This is a genomic window from Curtobacterium sp. DN_7.5, from assembly GCF_022655355.1.
GTDB lineage: Bacteria > Actinomycetota > Actinomycetes > Actinomycetales > Microbacteriaceae > Curtobacterium > Curtobacterium luteum.
In genome coordinates this window covers 1,888,106-1,904,726 of sequence record NZ_CP093378.1, presented here as the reverse complement: position 1 = coordinate 1,904,726, position 16,621 = coordinate 1,888,106, and the positions used below count along the sequence as shown (strand labels likewise).

Genomic DNA, 16,621 nt, shown 5'->3' with positions numbered 1-16,621 from the left:
CCGACGAATGTCAGACCGGGTTCGTAGAATCGACGGCGATGACCATCACCTCTGACCGCGGTACCGCGTCCCCGGGCCGGAACGCCTTCGGCGAGCCCGCTGACCTCCACCTCCCGGGCGGTACTGCGCCGCACAGCACCTCGACGCTCAGTGTCCGTGGTGCGCGCGTGCACAACCTCCGCGACGTCGACCTCGAGATCCCCCGCGACTCGCTCGTCGTCTTCACCGGGCTCTCCGGCTCCGGCAAGTCGTCACTCGCGTTCGACACGATCTTCGCCGAGGGGCAGCGGCGCTACGTCGAGTCCCTGTCGGCGTACGCGCGGCAGTTCCTCGGCCAGGTCGACCGCCCGGACGTGGACTTCATCGAGGGGCTCTCACCCGCGGTCTCGATCGACCAGAAGTCGACGAACCGCAACCCCCGGTCGACGGTCGGCACCATCACCGAGGTCTACGACTACATGCGCCTGCTCTGGGCGCGCATCGGTGTCCCGCACTGCCCCGTGTGCGGCGAGGTCATCAGCAAGCAGAGCGTGCAGCAGATCGCCGACCAGCTCATGGGCTTCGAGTCGGGGACGCGCTTCCAGGTGCTCGCGCCGGTGGTCTCGAAGAAGAAGGGTGAGTTCGTCGACCTCTTCCAGGAGCTCGCCGCGTCCGGCTACGCCCGTGCGATCGTCGACGGTGAGCGCGTCCAGCTCAGCGACCCGCCGAAGCTCAAGAAGCAGGTCAAGCACGACATCTCGGTCATCGTCGACCGCCTCGTCGCGAGCGACGACATCCTCGGGCGGCTGACCGACTCGCTCGAGACGGCCCTGCGCCTGACCAGCGGGACGGTCGCGATCGACCTCGTCGACCACGAGGGCCCCGGTGCCGTCCGGACCTACTCCGAGAACCTCTCGTGCCCGAACAACCACCCGCTCGCGCTCACCGAGATCGAGCCGCGGACGTTCTCGTTCAACGCGCCGTTCGGCGCCTGCCCGGAGTGCTCCGGCCTCGGCACGCGCATGTCCGTCGACCCCGACCTCGTCCTCGGCGATCCGGAAGCATCGCTCCGGGACGGCGTCCTGCTCCCGTGGACGGGCACGAGCGGCCTGTACTCCTACTTCGAGAAGCTCCTCGCGGGCCTCGGGAAGGACCTCGGGTTCTCGCTCGACACCCCGTGGAACCAGCTCGACCCGAAGGTCCAGGCGGCGATCCTCACCGGCAAGGACTTCCAGGTGTCGGTCTCCTGGCGCAACCGCTTCGGGCGTGAGATGCGCTACACGAGCGGGTTCGAGGGCGTCATGCCCTACATCGAGCGCAAGTTCGCCGAAGCCGAGTCGGACTCGCAGCGCCAGCGCTTCCAGGGCTACCTGCGCGAGGTCCCCTGCCCGGTGTGCGACGGGACGCGCCTCAAGCCCGAGGTGCTCGCCGTGACGGTCGACGGGCGCAGCATCGCCGACGTCACCGACATGTCCCTCGACGACGCGTACGCGTTCATGGAGCACCTCACGCTCACCACCCGCGAAGCGCACATCGCCGCCGCTGTCCTCCGTGAGATCCGCGCACGGCTCGAGTTCCTGCTCGAGGTCGGGTTGAACTACCTCACGCTGGCGCGCGGCGCCGGCGGCCTGTCGGGCGGTGAAGCCCAGCGCATCCGGCTCGCGACGCAGATCGGGTCGGGTCTGACCGGCGTGCTCTACGTCCTCGACGAGCCGAGCATCGGGCTGCACCAGCGCGACAACCGTCGGTTGATCGACACCCTCGTCAAGCTGAAGAACCTCGGCAACACGCTCATCGTCGTCGAGCACGACGAGGACACCATCCGCACCGCGGACTGGGTCGTCGACATCGGCCCGGGCGCCGGCGTCAACGGCGGCAAGGTCGTGCACTCGGGCTCGTACGAGGGCATCATCGCGAACCGCGAGTCCGTCACCGGGGACTACCTCGCCGGCCGGCGTGCGATCGAGGTCCCGGCCGAGCGCCGGAAGGTCAACCCGAAGCGCGTCGTCAGCGTGCAGGGCGCCCGGGCGAACAACCTGCAGGAGATCGACGTGGACTTCCCGCTCGGGGTGTTCACGGCGGTGACCGGTGTGAGCGGCTCCGGCAAGTCGACGCTGGTCAACGACATCCTCTACAAGGTCATGGCGAACCAGCTCAACGGCGCCCGGCACATCGCCGGCAAGCACACGCGCGTCAAGGGCCTCGACCAGCTCGACAAGGTCGTGCACGTCGACCAGGCACCGATCGGCCGGACACCGCGCTCGAACCCCGCGACCTACACAGGCGTGTTCGACCGGATCCGGCAGCTGTTCGCCGAGACGCCCGAGGCCAAGGCCCGCGGGTACCAGCCCGGCCGCTTCAGCTTCAACGTCAAGGGCGGTCGCTGCGAGAACTGCTCGGGCGACGGCACGATCAAGATCGAGATGAACTTCCTGCCTGACGTGTACGTGGCGTGCGAGGTCTGCGGCGGTGCCCGGTACAACCGCGAGACCCTCCAGGTCCACTACAAGGGCAAGGACATCTCCGAGGTCCTCGACATGCCCATCAGCGAGGCGGCGGAGTTCTTCGAGCCGATCTCCGCGATCCACCGCTACATGAAGACCCTGGTCGACGTCGGCCTCGGGTACGTCCGGCTCGGCCAGAGCGCGACGACCCTGTCCGGCGGCGAAGCGCAGCGCGTCAAGCTCGCGACGGAGTTGCAGCGTCGGTCCACCGGGCGCACCGTCTACGTGCTCGACGAGCCGACGACGGGGCTGCACTTCGAGGACGTCCGGAAGCTCCTGCTCGTCCTGCAGAGCCTGGTCGACAAGGGCAACACGGTCATCACGATCGAGCACAACCTCGACGTCATCAAGTCGGCGGACTGGCTCATCGACATGGGTCCCGAAGGCGGCGCGGGTGGCGGGACCGTCCTCGCCACCGGGACGCCCGAGCACGTGGCCGACGTGCCGGAGAGCCACACCGGTGTCTTCCTGCGCGAGATCTTCGACGCGCAGGACGCCCGCGTGGGCAAGGAGCAGGCCGTGGGCGCCCGCACGGCGAGTGCGTCGGCGCGGGCCGGGGCGAAGTCGGGCACGAAGCAGAAGGCGGGTGCTCGGTAGGTGGCGGACACCGTTCCGTGGCGGCCGAAGGCGGGGGAGATCCCGACCGACCCGGGCGTCTACCGGTGGCGCGACGAGAACGGCCGGGTGCTGTACGTCGGCAAGGCCAAGAACCTCCGCGCACGCCTGAGCAACTACTTCGCGCCGCTGCCGACGCTCCACGAGCGCACCCGGCGGATGGTCCTCACGGCGCGGAGCGTCGAGTGGACGACCGTCGGCTCCGAGATCGAGGCGCTGCAGCTCGAGTACACGTGGATCAAGGAGTTCGACCCGCCGTTCAACGTCAAGTTCCGTGACGACAAGTCCTACCCGTACATGGCGATCACCCTGGGTGACGAAGCCCCGCGGGTGATGGTGACGCGGAACCGGCGGATCAAGGGTGCGAAGTACTTCGGTCCGTACCCGAAGATCTGGGCCGTCCACGACACGATCGACCTGATGATCAAGGTGTTCCCGATCCGCACGTGCTCGGACTCCTCGTACAAGCGCGCGATGCAGACCGGGAAGCCGTGCTTCCCGGGGCAGATCGGCAAGTGCGGCGGGCCCTGCTCGCAGAAGGTCACGATCGAGGAGCACCGCGCGCTCGTCGAGGAGTTCGTGCGCTTCATGTCGAGCTACGACCGTCGGGTCATCACGCACCTCCGGCAGCGGATGGGCGCCTCGGCCGACGCGATGCAGTACGAGCAGGCGGCGAAGTACCGCGACCAGGTCGAGGCGCTCGAGGCGGTGCTCGAGAAGAGCGCGGTCGTGCTGCGTGACAGCGTCGACCTCGACCTGTTCGGGATCGCCGAGGACGAGCTCGCCGCGGCGGTGCAGCTGTTCTCCGTCCGTGGCGGCCGCATCCGCGGTGTGCGCGGCTGGGTCGTCGACAAGGAGCTCGACATCGCCACGGGCGACCTCGTCGAGCAGATCGTGCAGGGCAACTACGCCGCGGGTGACGAGCCGCCGCGTGAGGTCGTCGTGCCCGAGCTGCCGGAGGACGCCGAGGCCCTGCAGGAGTGGCTCAGCCAGCGACGGGGCGGCCGTGGCACCAAACTCAGCACCGCCCAGCGCGGTGACCGGGCCGGGCTGGCGCGGACGGCGAAGCAGAACGCGGCGCAGGCGCTCATGCTCTACAAGACCAAGCGCTCCGCGGACTACACGACGCGGTCCGCGGCCCTGGCCGACATCCAGGACGCGCTCGGCATGACGGAAGCGCCCCTGCGCATGGAGTGCTACGACATCTCGCACCTGCAGGGCACGAACGTCGTCGCCTCGATGGTCGTGTTCGAGGACGGGCTGCCCCGGAAGGACCAGTACCGGCGGTACACGATCGCCGAGACGACGGACGACACCGACAGCATGTACCAGGTGCTCTCGCGGCGGCTGGCACGCCTCGACGAGGACGCAGCGGTGCCCGACGTCCCGGACGTCACCACCGACGACGTCGTGGAGGGCTCGAAGCCGACGAAACGCTTCGCCTACCGGCCGCAGCTGCTGATCGTCGACGGCGGGCAACCGCAGGTGCAGGCGGCGAAGCGGGCGATGGACGAGGCCGGGGTGCACGACATCGCGCTCGTCGGCATCGCGAAGCGCCTCGAGGAGCTCTGGCTGCCCGACGACGACTTCCCGGTGATCCTGCCGCGCAACTCCGAGGCGCTCTTCCTCGTCCAGCGCATCCGCGACGAAGCACACCGGTTCGCGATCACGCACCAGCGCACCCGTCGCAAGCGGGACGTCCGGTCGCAGCTCTCCGAGATACCGGGGCTGGGGCCGTCGCGGGTCGCCGCGCTGCTGAAGCACTTCGGGTCGGTCGCGCGCCTCCGGGCCGCGACCGCGGAGGAGATCGGTGTGGTGCCCGGCATCGGACCCGCGACGGCGGCCGCCGTGGTCGCCAAGCTCGCACAGGCCCCGACGAGTGCCTCCGCACCCGGCAGCGCGTCCGCACCTGCCAGCGCCTCGGCACCCGACGGAGCGGCCCCGGTCCGCGACGACGAGCGCTCCGTGGTCGTCGTGCCGGACGTGACCGACGACGGGCCGGAACTGCCCGCGTGAGGCGATGCGTGCCTCCCGGCCGATCCGCGCGCCCCGCACGGCACGGGCGATAGCCTTGACGTGGCCGACCACCAGCCGACACCCTCCCGGGCGACCCGCCCGGGCCGCGACGACGGAGCTCCCTCCCAGATGACTGACACCGCCGCTACCACCACCCCCCAACAACACGACATCCTCATCGTCACGGGGATGTCCGGTGCGGGGCGGTCCACGGTCGGGAAGGCCCTCGAAGACCTCGGCTGGTACGTGGTCGACAACCTGCCGACGCAGATGCTCGCGCCGCTGAGCGAACTGGCCGACCGCGCCGGCGAGAAGATCCCGAAGATCGCCACCGTCGTGGACGTCCGCGGCGGCCGGTTCTTCACCGACCCCGAGCAGGCGGTCGAACAGGTCCGGTCCACGACCTCCGCGCGGGTGCGGGTGCTCTTCCTCGAAGCCACCGACGCCGTGCTGGTCCGTCGGTTCGAGCAGGTCCGGCGTCCGCACCCCCTGCAGGGCGACGGCACGCTCCTCGACGGCATCGGCCGCGAGCGCGCCCGGCTGTCCGGGCTCCGCGAGGCGTCGGACATGATCATCGACACCTCTGACCTGAACATCCACCAGCTGGCGAACACCGTCACCGAGAAGTTCGCGGACGACCACTTCGTCGGGGTGCAGGTCACGCTGATGAGCTTCGGGTTCAAGTACGGCCTGCCCGCGGACGCCGACATGGTGGCCGACGTCCGCTTCCTCCCGAACCCCTACTGGGTCCCGGAACTCCGGGCCCACACGGGGCTCGACGCCCCTGTCTCGGAGTACGTCCTGGCACAGCCGGGAGCCCGTCCGTTCGTCGAGCGCTACGCCGATGTGCTGGAGCCGGTCTTCGAGGGGTACCAGCGCGAGAACAAAAGACACGCTACGATCGCCATCGGCTGTACCGGCGGCAAGCACCGTTCGGTCGCCATCGTCGCCGAGCTGGCGAGTCTCCTCCGCGGGATGCCCAGCGTCGCCGTGCGTGTGAAGAACCGAGATCTCGGCCGGGAGTGACCGTCCCTCCGGCCGCTCCCCACGCGAGCGTCGCCGGGCCGCGGAGCCCCACCGAGAAAACGTTAGGAATGATGCTGTGCCGTTGACTGCCGAGGTCAAGGACGAACTGGCCAGGGTCGTCGTGAACCGCAACACGGTCCGCGCCGCCGAACTCGCGACCATCCTGCGGTTCGCGGGCGGCCTGCACGTCATCTCGGGCAGGATCGCCGTCGAGGTCGAGCTCGACACCCGCATCATCGTGCACCGGGTGCGCAAGGACCTGGCCGAGCTCTACGGCGTCCGGTCCGAGGCGAGCGTCGGGTCGTCCGCGTCCTCCCGTCGCGGCACGCGGTACCTGGTCCGGGTGCTCGAGGCGGGGGAGACCCTCGCGCGCCAGACCGGGCTGATGGATGCGCGTCGTCGGCCCGTCCGTGGGCTGCCGAACCGCCTCACCACGGGCAACCGCGAGGACCTCGCCGCCATCTGGCGCGGTGCGTTCCTGGCGTCCGGCACGCTGACCGACCCGGGTCGCGCCGCCGCGCTCGAGGTGACCTGCCCCGGCAACGAGGCCGCGATGGCGCTCGTCGGCGCGGCCTCCCGGCTCGGCATCGCCGCGAAGGGCCGCGAGGTCCGGGGTGTCCACCGCGTCGTCATCCGCGACGGCGAGGCGATTGGCCAGATGCTCACCGTCATGGGTGCAGCACGGACGACGGCCGAGTGGGAGGAGATGCGCCAGCGGCGCGAGGTCCGCGCCACCGCCAACCGCCTGGTCAACTTCGACGACGCGAACCTCCGCCGTTCCGCGCAGGCCGCCGTGGCCGCGTGCGCCCGGGTCGAGCGCGCGCTCGAGATCCTCGGCGACGAGGTCCCGGACCACCTCAAGTACGCCGGCTCGCTGCGCCTCGAGCACCGTGACGCGTCGCTCGACGAGCTCGGGCAGCACGCTGAGCCGCCGATGACGAAGGACGCGATCGCCGGGCGGATCCGCCGGCTCCTCGCGATGGCCGACAAGAAGGCGTCGGACCTCGGCGTCCCGGGGACCGAGGCGAGCGTCCCGGAGGAGCTCGAAGGGGCCTGATCGGGGTCTGACGACCCATCGGACGGGAGGCGCGGAGCCAGCTGGCACCTGGGCCCACGCCGCCGGTTCCGGAGCGACGCGCCAGCGGCGGTTCGGCCGTGCCGGTGGGGAGCCTCCCGTCCGTTGGTGGGCGCTCTCGTCGCGACCGTCCGGACGGACCGTCATCCGGCACGGTCGCGCAGTGTCCGACTGCTAGGGTCGTTACGGCGACGTTACGGGGCGTATCGTCCACCACACGTGGGCCCGAAGGGCCCCCGACTCCGAAAGCAGCGCCCCCTCGGGCGCTCCACACCCACCAGGAGATCCATTGACCGTCAAGATCGGTATCAACGGCTTCGGCCGCATCGGCCGTAACTTCTTCCGGGCCGCACTGGCCAAGGGCAGCGACCTCGAGATCGTGGCGGTGAACGACCTCACCGACAACGCGTCGCTCGCGAACCTGCTGAAGTTCGACTCCATCACCGGCAAGCTCCCGGCGACGGTCGAGCTCGACGGCGACAACATCGTCGTCGACGGCAAGGCGATCAAGGTCCTCGCGGAGCGCGACCCCGCCAACCTCCCGTGGGGCGAGCTGGGCGTCGACATCGTCATCGAGTCGACCGGCTTCTTCACCAAGGCCGCCGACGCGCAGAAGCACATCGACGCGGGCGCCAAGAAGGTCATCATCTCGGCCCCGGCGACCGGTGACGACGTCACGATCGTGCTCGGCGTGAACGAGGACTCGTACGACCCGGCGAACCACAACATCATCTCGAACGCGTCCTGCACCACGAACAGCCTCGCGCCGCTCGCCAAGGTGTTCCACGACAAGTTCGGCATCGAGCGCGGCCTCATGACGACGGTGCACGCCTACACCGCCGACCAGAACCTCCAGGACGGCCCGCACAAGGACCCGCGTCGCGCCCGTGCCGCGGCCCTGAACATCGTCCCGACCTCGACCGGTGCGGCGAAGGCGATCGGCCTGGTCCTCCCGGAGCTCGCCGGCAAGCTCGACGGCTTCGCGCTGCGCGTCCCGGTCCCCACCGGCTCGATCACCGACCTCACCCTCGAGACCAAGTCCGAGGTCACGGTCGACGAGATCAACGCCGCCTACAAGGAGGCCGCGGAGGGCCCGCTCAAGGGCATCCTGCTCTACAGCGAGGACCCGCTGGTGTCGACCGACATCACGACGGACCCGCACTCCTCGATCTACGACTCCGGCCTGACCAAGGTCATCGGCGGTCTCGTGAAGATCACCTCGTGGTACGACAACGAGTGGGGCTACTCGAACCGCCTCGTCGACCTCACCGAGTACGTGGGCGAGCGCCTCTAACCCATGGCGCTCCGAACCCTCGGCGACCTCGGCGACCTCGCCGGCAAGCGCGTCGTCGTCCGGTGTGACCTGAACGTCCCGCTCAAGGACGGCAGGATCACCGACGACGGCCGCGTGCGTGCGTCGCTCGACACGCTGAACACGCTCGTCAACGCCGGCGCCCGCGTCATCGTGATCTCGCACCTCGGTCGGCCCGACGGGTCGCCGGCGCCCGAGTACTCGCTCGCCCCCGTGGCGCAGCGTCTCTCCGAGCTCCTCGGCAAGGAGGTCACCTTCGTCGGCGAGACCGTCGGCGACGAGGCGACCGCGGCCGTCGCGGATCTCGGCGACGGTGACGTCCTGCTGCTCGAGAACCTCCGCTTCAACCCGGAGGAGACCTCGAAGGTCGCGTCCGAGCGCCAGGCGTTCGCCGAGCGCATCGCCGCCCTCGGCGACGCGTTCGTGTCGGACGGCTTCGGTGTCGTGCACCGCAAGCAGGCCTCGGTGTACGAGCTCGCGTCGGCGCTGCCGTCGGCCGCCGGCTCGCTCATCGAGACCGAGCTGACGGTCCTCGAGCGCCTCACGTCGACCCCGGAGCGGCCGTACACGGTCGTCCTCGGCGGCTCGAAGGTGAGCGACAAGCTCGGCGTCATCGACCACCTCCTGCCGCAGGTCGACACGCTCTGCATCGGTGGCGGCATGCTCTTCACGTTCCTCGCGGCCCAGGGCCACGGGGTGGCGAAGTCGCTCCTCGAGGCGGACCAGCTCGACACCGTCCGCGAGTACCTCTCGCGGGCACAGGAGCTCGGGGTCACGATCGACCTGCCGACCGACGTCGTCGTGGCCTCCGGGTTCGCGGCGGACGCAGCGCACGAGACGGTCGCCGCAGACGCGATCGAGTCGTCCTCGTTCGGTGCCGACGGCATCGGGCTCGACATCGGTCCGGAGACGGCCGCGCGCTTCGCGTCGGCGGTGTCCGGCTCGAAGACGGTGTTCTGGAACGGCCCGATGGGCGTGTTCGAGTTCCCGGCCTTCGCCGCCGGCACGAAGACCGTCGCGCAGGCGCTCACCGAGGTCGACGGCCTCGGGGTCGTCGGTGGCGGTGACTCCGCCGCGGCCGTGCGGTCGCTCGGGTTCTCGGACGACCAGTTCGGGCACATCTCGACCGGCGGCGGTGCGAGCCTCGAGTTCCTCGAGGGCAAGGCGCTGCCCGGTCTCGAAGCACTGGGGTGGTCCCGATGAGCCGAACTCCGCTCATCGCCGGTAACTGGAAGATGAACCTGGATCACCTCCAGGCCATCGCCACCGTGCAGAAGCTCGCATGGACGTTGAAGGACGCCCGCCACGACTTCGACGACGTCGAGGTGGCGGTGTTCCCGCCCTTCACCGACCTCCGCAGCGTGCAGACGCTCATCTCGGCGGACAAGCTGCCGATCCGCTTCGGCGCACAGGACCTCTCGCAGTACGACTCCGGTGCCTACACCGGTGACGTCTCGGGTGCCTTCCTCGCCGCGCTGGACGCGCAGTACGTCATCGTCGGCCACTCCGAGCGTCGCACGATGCACAGCGAGACCGACGAGGTCGTGGCGGCGAAGACCGCAGCGGCGATCAAGCACGGGCTCGTGCCGGTCGTCTGCGTCGGTGAGACCGGCGAGCAGCGTGAGGAGCGCGGCGCAGGTGTCGTCGCGGTCGAGCAGCTGCAGGTCGTCCTCGACGCCGTGCAGCCCGCCGAGATCGTCGTGGCCTACGAGCCGGTCTGGGCGATCGGCTCCGGCCAGGCGGCCACGGCTGAGCAGGCGCAGGAGGAGTGCGCGGCGATCCGTCGCGGCATCGCCGCCGCCTGGGGGGACGAGGCCGCTGCGGCGACCCGTGTCCTCTACGGCGGATCGGTGAAGTCCGGCAACATCGCCGGGTTCCTCCGCGAGCCCGACGTCGACGGAGCACTGGTCGGCGGGGCGTCGCTCGACGTCCAGGAGTTCGCGGCGATCGCGCGCTTCCGGCAGCACGTCGGACTCTGACAACCGCACTCAGGCCGGTCGTGTCCGCACGGCCGGCCTGAGCCACGCCCGGCCTGCGGGCTCGGTCCGGTCCACCGGGCCGGTATACTCGCATGGCTGACTGACACGAAAGGTACGTCGTGGCGATTCTCTCCGTCGTGCTGCAGGTCCTGCTCGCGATCACGAGCCTCCTGCTCACGCTCCTCATCCTGCTGCACAAGGGCCGCGGTGGCGGCCTCTCCGACATGTTCGGCGGCGGCGTGACGAGCAACCTCGGGGCGTCCGGCGTCGCCGAGCGCAACCTCAACCGCATCACGGTGATCCTCGGTCTGGTCTGGATCATCTCGATCATCGTGCTCGGTCTCATCAACAAGTTCACGACGGGGAGCTGACACATGGCATCAGGAGGCAGCGCCATCCGCGGGTCGCGCGTGGGCGCGGGCCCGATGGGCGAGCAGGACCGGGGGGTCCAGGCCGAGCGCGTGGCGATCTCGTACTGGGACGCCCTGGGCAACGAGGTCGTGCGGTACTTCGCCGCCGGCCTTCCCGAGGACGAGATCCCCGAGACGGTGGACTCGCCGTCGACCGGTCTGCCGGCCGGCCGCGACAAGGAGAACCCACCCGTCGTCGCGAAGACCGAGCCGTACAAGACGCACCTCGCGTACGTGAAGGAGCGCCGCACCGAGGAAGAGGCAGCTCAGCTCCTCGAGGACGCGCTCCAGCAGCTCCGCGAGCGTCGCGGCACCGCCTCGAAGTAGGCACCACGCACGTCCGAAGGCCCCCGTACCGACCCGGTACGGGGGCCTTTGTGTCTGCTCGTCGGCCCGCCGCGTGTTCGTTGGTCGCACGACATGCCGCGTGCCGTGCGCGTTGGTCGCACGACATGCCGTCAGACGCGCCGGCGAGCGACAGTTCCTGCGACCAACACGAGGGGCGGGGCCGGCGTGTCGGGGCGGTCGCGACACCCCGTCTGGACGCCCTGTCCTGGTCACGAACGGTCGCTCACGCTCCGCCTGGCCGACGGTTCGCGACCGGTCGGCGAAGGGTCGCGGGGAGTCGTGACCGCCCGGCACGCACGGCGCCCGGCGCGCCGCGCCCGGCGCACCCCGCGAACGACGGGAGGCGCGGTGCCAGCCGGCACCGCGCCTCCCGTCCGGGGTCCCGCGTCAGTACGTCGACGCGATGAGGTTCTCCGGGACGTCGCGCGCGGCGTCCTGGTCGACGAAGAAGACGGTGCGCTTCCGACCCTGGACGCCGCCGACGGGGACCTCGTCCACGGCGGCGCCGGCGAGGGCGAGCCCGAGCACGGACGCCTTCTCGGCGCCGGACAGGATCACCCAGACCCGCTGCGACGCATTGATCACCGGGTAGGTGAGCGTCAGGCGCTGCGGCGGCGGCTTGGGGGAGTCGTCGACCGGCAGCACGGCACGGTCGGTGACGGTGAGCTGCGGGAACTCCGGGAACAGCGACGCGGTGTGCCCGTCGGGGCCGACGCCGAGCAGCGTGATGTCGAACCGGGGCGCGGCGGCACCCTCGGGAGCGGCGTCCTGCAGTTCGCGCTCGTACTGCAGCGCGGCGTCCTCGATCGACAGGCCGGAGTCCGACGTCGCGATCGGGTGGATGTTCTCCGCCGGGATGTCGACGTGCTCGAAGAAGTCCGACTGCGTCCCGGTGTCGTTGCGGTCGGCGTCGCCGGCGGGCACCCAGCGCTCGTCGACCCACCACACGTGCACCTTCGACCAGTCGACGCTCTCACGAGCCTGCGACTGCCCGATCGCCGCGAGGACGAGGGTGGACACGGAACCGCCGCTGATGGCGATGTCCGCGCGCTCCTGCTCGTCGAGCACGTCGATGATCTTGGTGATGAAGCGTGCGGCGACCGACGCGCCGAGGGCCTGCTTGTCGGGGTGTACGAGCACCCGTCGTTCGTTGGTCACGTGACTCCCGTGTTCGAGGTCGGCAGGCCGGCGAGCGGACCGCCTTCGGTCCGACCGGTCCGCCCGCGGGTGCGGACGGACCGGTCGAGTGGTGTGCTCAGCCGGCGATGGACTCGCGCAGCTGGGGCACCCCGTGCTTGACGACGTCTCCGAAGAGGACGTCCGGGTCGAGTCTACGGAGTTCCTCGGCCAGGCAGTCGCGCAGGTTCCGGCGCGGCAGCGACAGATCGTGCGTGGGCTGCCCGGGCATCGAGAGCGTCGCGACGTCCACCAGGGAGCGCTCGAGCTCGATGGCGCCGGACTCGCGGACGAGCTTGACGCCGTGGATCCCGCTCGAGCCGGTCGCACGCGGCGACGTGACGACGGCCACGGGGACCTCGAGCTGCAGCTGCAGCCAGGCTGCCAGGAGGATCGTCGACGGGCTGTCGAACGCCCCGGAGACCTCCACCGCGGTGACCGGCTCGTACGGCGGCTGGTCGAGCGCCGCGGCGAGCTGGTTGCGCCAGAGCGTCAGACGCGTCCAGGCGAAGTCGGTGTCACCCGGGACGTAGGACGCGCCGAGCGCCGCGATGGCCTCGTTCGGGTCCTTCTGCGCGGCGGCGTCCGTGATCCGGCGCTGGGCGATCCGGCCCAGAGCGGACTCGGACGGCTGCGCCGGAGCGGCATCCGGCCACCACGCCACGACCGGAGCGTCCGGCAGCAGGAGACCCGTGACGAGGCTCTCCTCGTCGGTGGCGGTCTCGCCGTAGGCGCGGAGGACGATGACCTCGCTCGCACCCGCGTCGCTGCCGACGCGGATCTGCGCGTCGAGACGGCCCGGGGACTTCGTGTCGCCCTCGTTCTTCGAGACGATGATGACGCGCATCGGGTGCTCGCGGGACGCCTCGTTCGCCGCGTTGATCGCCTCTTCCTCGTGGCCGAGGGCCGTCGAGATGATCAGCGTGAGGACGCGGCCGAGTGCGACCGCACCGCCCTCCTCGCGGATGTGGACGAGCTTCTTCTGGATCTTCGAGACCGTGGTGTTCGGCATGTCGATCTTCATGGACGCCTCCAGGTCCGGCCGTCGCGGGCGAGCAGGGCATCGGCGGACGCCGGGCCCCACGTGCCGGGACGGTACTGCTCGGGCTGACCCTGCTCACGCCAGAACTCCTCGATCGGGTCGAGGATCTTCCAGGACAGCTCCACCTCCTGGTGCCGGGGGAACAGGGGCGGGTCGCCGAGGAGCACGTCGAGGATGAGTCGCTCGTACGCCTCGGGCGAGGCCTCGGTGAACGCGTGCCCGTAGCCGAAGTCCATCGTCACGTCGCGCACCTGCGTACCGACGCCGGGCACCTTCGAACCGAAGCGGAGCGTGACGCCCTCGTCCGGCTGGACGCGGATCACGAGCGCGTTCTGGCCGAGCGGCGACTGGGGGATGCCGAAGACGTCCTCCGGGACGCGCTTGAACACGATCGCGATCTCGGTGACGCGGCGGCCGAGGCGCTTGCCCGCACGCAGGTAGAACGGGACGCCCTGCCAGCGGCGGGTCGCGATGTCGAGCTTGATCGCGGCGTAGGTCTCGGTCGTGGACTCGGGGTTCATGCCCGCTTCCTCGAGGAACCCGAGCACCTTCTCGCCGCCCTGCCACCCGCCGGCGTACTGCCCGCGGGCGGTGGCCGTCGCCAGGTCGGCCGGGAGCCGGACCGCGGAGAGCACCTTCTCCTTCTCAGCACGGAGGTCCGCGGCCTTGAACGAGACCGGCTCCTCCATCGCGGTGAGCGCCAGGAGCTGCAGCAGGTGGTTCTGGATGACGTCACGCGCCGCCCCGATGCCGTCGTAGTACGCGGCACGTCCGGCGACGCCGATGTCCTCCGCCATCGTGATCTGCACGTGGTCGACGTAGTTCGAGTTCCAGATGGGTTCGTACATCTGGTTCGCGAACCGGAGCGTCAGGAGGTTCTGGACGGTCTCCTTGCCGAGGTAGTGGTCGATGCGGAAGACGTCGTCGGGAGCGAAGACGCTCTCGACGATCGCGTTCAGCTCGCGTGCGGTGCGGAGGTCCGAGCCGAACGGCTTCTCGACCACGACGCGGCTCCAGGAGCCGTCGCACTTCTCGGTGAGCCCGGAGACCTTGAGCTGCTCGGTCACGACCGGGAACATCTTCGGCGGGATCGACAGGTAGAAGGCGTGGTTGCCGAGCGTGCCGCGTTCGGCGTCGAGCTCGTCGACGGTGCGCTTGAGCTCGAGGAACGCCTCGGGGTCGTCGAACGAGCCCTGCACGAAGCGGATGCCCTGTTCGAGCTGCTTCCAGACGGCCTCGTCGAAGGGGGTGCGGGAGTGGTCCCGGACCGCGTCGTGCACGAGCTGGGAGAAGTCCTGGTCCTCCCAGTCGCGCCGGGCGAACCCGACGAGCGCGAAGCCGGGTGGCAGCAGCCCCCGGTTCGCGAGGTCGTAGACCGCGGGCATCAGCTTCTTGCGCGACAGGTCACCCGTCACGCCGAAGATGATGAGGGTGCTGGGGCCCGCGATCCGGTTCAGACGTCGGTCGGTCGGCAACCGGAGCGGGTTGTGCTCCGGGGTGATCGCCACCGGTGACATGAGTCGGTGAACTCCTTACGAGTCAGAGGGAGACGGCGGCGCGCAACGCTGCGGTGGCAGCGGCGACGTCCGACGTCGTGAGGGTCAGGACCGGCCGGCCGTGCTGCGCGAGGACGCTCGCGTCGCCGGCGGCCTGGGCCTGGATGAGTCGGCCGAACGTGAAGGAGCGGCCTGGGATCGCCAGGTCCTCCGCCTCGTCGGCCACGATCTGCAGGAAGACGCCGTTCGCGGGTCCGCCCTTGTGGTACTGCCCGGTCGAGTGCAGGAAGCGCGGGCCGTAGCCGAACGTGACGGGTCGGCCGCTGCGCGCCGCGAAGGCGTCGCGGAGCGACTCGAGGTCGCGGTTCGCGGTGCGGTCCACGTACGCCTGCACGGCCAGGTAGCCGGTCGCGTCGAGTCCGGCCAGGAGGCCCGTCACGGCTTCCGCGATCGTCGTCCCGACCGCCAGACCGGCGGTCGCGCGGACGGCGGTGCCGCCCTCGGTGAAGGCCGGCTCCGTCGGCGCGGGGCCATCGTCGAGCAGCCCGCGTGCCGCGGCCTTGGCGGCCTCGACGTCGGGCTGGTCGAACGGGTTGATCCCGATGAGGCGCCCGGCGACGGCGACCGCGTACTCCCACACGAGGAACTGGCCACCGAGGGTGCCGTCGATCTCGACCTCGCCCTCGGCGACGTGCCGTTCGTCCTCGCGCGAACCGACGATGCGGACGATCTGCAGGTCGGCGAGACCCGCGGTGACCTCGGGGGAGTCCGGCGTCAGCACGACGGGCAGCAGCCCCTTGCCGTCCTTGCCGGTGCTCTCGGCGAGGAGCTGCTCGACCCAGTCGCCGAACCCGACGATGTGGGTGCCGTCCGGCACGATGCCGATCTTCGCCACGGCCGGGTCGAGCGTCGCGAGGGCGGCGCCGAGGACCAGCCCAGGGTTCTCGTCGGTGTCCACGGCGAGGAGCACCGAGATGGCGTCGGCCTCGTCGAGGAGTTCGTCGATGTCGGCGCCGGCGAGCCCGGACGGCACGAGGCCGAACGCGGTCAGGGCCGAGAACCGGCCACCGACGTCCGGGTCCGCGGTGAACACGCGGTACCCGGCGTCGTGTGCGAGGTCGTCGAGCGAGGAGCCCGGGTCGGTGACGACGACGATCCGTGACGCGGGGTCGATCCCCGCGTCACGGAACGCCTGCTCGTACACCCGTCGCTGCGAGTCGGTCTCCAGGGTGGAGCCGGACTTCGACGAGACCACGAGCACGGTGCGCTCGAGGTCGTGTCCCACCGCCGCCCGGACCTGGCCCGGGTCGGTCGAGTCGAGCACCGTCAGCGGGACGCCGTACGTCCGCGTGATCACCTCGGGCGCGAGCGAGGAGCCGCCCATGCCGGCGAGGACGACGTGGTCGACCCCGTCGGCGGCGAGCTGCTCGCGCAGCGCCGTGATCTCCGCGACGAGCGGACGGGAGACCGAGACGGCCTCCGTCCACCCGAGACGCTTCGACGCCTCCGACTCGGCGGCAGGGCCCCAGAGACCGGGGTCCTGCGCCGTGATGCCCGACGCCACCAGGTCGGCGACGAGCTGCGGGACCACCGTGTCGATGGCCCGTGCAGCCGCGCCGCTGGCGGCGATGGAGACGGTCACG

At 70.5% G+C, this 16,621-nt stretch carries 13 protein-coding genes; 9 read left to right on the top strand and 4 right to left on the bottom strand.

All coding sequences use genetic code 11. The features are described 5' to 3' along the window. Window positions 1-38 precede the first annotated feature (38 nt). From uvrA to MON03_RS08835, 9 genes are all read left to right on the top strand, one after another. Window positions 39-3,080, top strand: coding sequence for an excinuclease ABC subunit UvrA (uvrA, locus tag MON03_RS08875; protein ID WP_175329180.1), 3,042 nt, complete (start codon window positions 39-41; stop codon window positions 3,078-3,080). Then, window positions 3,081-5,114: an excinuclease ABC subunit UvrC gene (gene uvrC, locus MON03_RS08870; RefSeq protein ID WP_242088109.1), complete on the top strand. Its 2,034-nt coding sequence runs from the start codon at window positions 3,081-3,083 to the stop codon at window positions 5,112-5,114. A 129-nt stretch (window positions 5,115-5,243) separates the two neighbouring features. After that, window positions 5,244-6,140, top strand: a complete 897-nt coding sequence (gene rapZ / locus MON03_RS08865) for an RNase adapter RapZ (RefSeq protein WP_242088108.1) — start codon at window positions 5,244-5,246, stop codon at window positions 6,138-6,140. Between the two features lie 76 nt (window positions 6,141-6,216). Further along, a complete protein-coding gene (whiA, locus tag MON03_RS08860) occupies window positions 6,217-7,197 on the top strand; it encodes a DNA-binding protein WhiA (RefSeq protein WP_242088107.1) in 981 nt (326 codons plus the stop codon). 307 nt (window positions 7,198-7,504) lie between these two features. Further along, window positions 7,505-8,509, top strand: a complete 1,005-nt coding sequence (gene gap, locus MON03_RS08855) for a type I glyceraldehyde-3-phosphate dehydrogenase (RefSeq protein WP_175329182.1) — start codon at window positions 7,505-7,507, stop codon at window positions 8,507-8,509. 3 nt (window positions 8,510-8,512) lie between these two features. Beyond that, entirely contained in the window at window positions 8,513-9,730 is a 1,218-nt protein-coding gene (locus MON03_RS08850) for a phosphoglycerate kinase (RefSeq protein ID WP_175329183.1), read from the top strand. Then, window positions 9,727-10,506 carry a triose-phosphate isomerase gene (gene tpiA, locus MON03_RS08845; protein ID WP_242088105.1) on the top strand — a complete coding sequence of 260 codons (780 nt, stop codon included), beginning with the start codon at window positions 9,727-9,729 and terminating at the stop codon, window positions 10,504-10,506. Before MON03_RS08850 ends, tpiA begins: the two co-directional genes overlap by 4 nt. Window positions 10,507-10,625: 119 nt before the next feature. Next, window positions 10,626-10,877, top strand: coding sequence for a preprotein translocase subunit SecG (gene secG, locus MON03_RS08840; protein WP_022902309.1), 252 nt, complete (start codon window positions 10,626-10,628; stop codon window positions 10,875-10,877). 3 nt (window positions 10,878-10,880) lie between these two features. Beyond that, the gene (locus tag MON03_RS08835) at window positions 10,881-11,243 is read left to right on the top strand and encodes an RNA polymerase-binding protein RbpA (protein WP_175329185.1); all 363 of its coding nucleotides are present in this window, start codon (window positions 10,881-10,883) and stop codon (window positions 11,241-11,243) included. A gap of 408 nt (window positions 11,244-11,651) precedes the next feature. Here MON03_RS08835 and pgl read toward each other — a convergent pair whose 3' ends face one another. From pgl to MON03_RS08815, 4 genes are all read right to left on the bottom strand, one after another. Then, window positions 11,652-12,422, bottom strand: coding sequence for a 6-phosphogluconolactonase (gene pgl, locus MON03_RS08830; protein WP_031272339.1), 771 nt, complete (start codon window positions 12,420-12,422; stop codon window positions 11,652-11,654). A gap of 97 nt (window positions 12,423-12,519) precedes the next feature. Beyond that, complete coding sequence (locus MON03_RS08825) at window positions 12,520-13,464, bottom strand: glucose-6-phosphate dehydrogenase assembly protein OpcA (RefSeq protein WP_022902306.1); 945 nt, start codon at window positions 13,462-13,464, stop codon at window positions 12,520-12,522. Beyond that, a complete protein-coding gene (gene zwf, locus MON03_RS08820; protein ID WP_022902305.1) occupies window positions 13,461-14,999 on the bottom strand; it encodes a glucose-6-phosphate dehydrogenase in 1,539 nt (512 codons plus the stop codon). The genes MON03_RS08825 and zwf overlap by 4 nt, the downstream gene beginning before the upstream one ends. Before the next feature lie 22 nt (window positions 15,000-15,021). After that, window positions 15,022-16,620, bottom strand: coding sequence for a phosphoglucose isomerase-related protein (locus MON03_RS08815; RefSeq protein WP_022902304.1), 1,599 nt, complete (start codon window positions 16,618-16,620; stop codon window positions 15,022-15,024). Window position 16,621: the final 1 nt, after the last annotated feature.

Bases quoted from the DNA above. Each gene is read 5' to 3' on its own strand.
- MON03_RS08835 (WP_175329185.1), top strand. From the start codon at position 10,881: ATGGCATCAGGAGGCAGCGCCATCCGCGGGTCGCGCGTGGGCGCGGGC.
- MON03_RS08825 (WP_022902306.1), bottom strand. From the start codon at position 13,464: ATGAAGATCGACATGCCGAACACCACGGTCTCGAAGATCCAGAAGAAG.
- tpiA (WP_242088105.1), top strand. From the start codon at position 9,727: ATGAGCCGAACTCCGCTCATCGCCGGTAACTGGAAGATGAACCTGGAT.
- zwf (WP_022902305.1), bottom strand. From the start codon at position 14,999: ATGTCACCGGTGGCGATCACCCCGGAGCACAACCCGCTCCGGTTGCCG.
- MON03_RS08850 (WP_175329183.1), top strand. From the start codon at position 8,513: ATGGCGCTCCGAACCCTCGGCGACCTCGGCGACCTCGCCGGCAAGCGC.
- rapZ (WP_242088108.1), top strand. From the start codon at position 5,244: ATGACTGACACCGCCGCTACCACCACCCCCCAACAACACGACATCCTC.
- uvrA (WP_175329180.1), top strand. From the start codon at position 39: ATGACCATCACCTCTGACCGCGGTACCGCGTCCCCGGGCCGGAACGCC.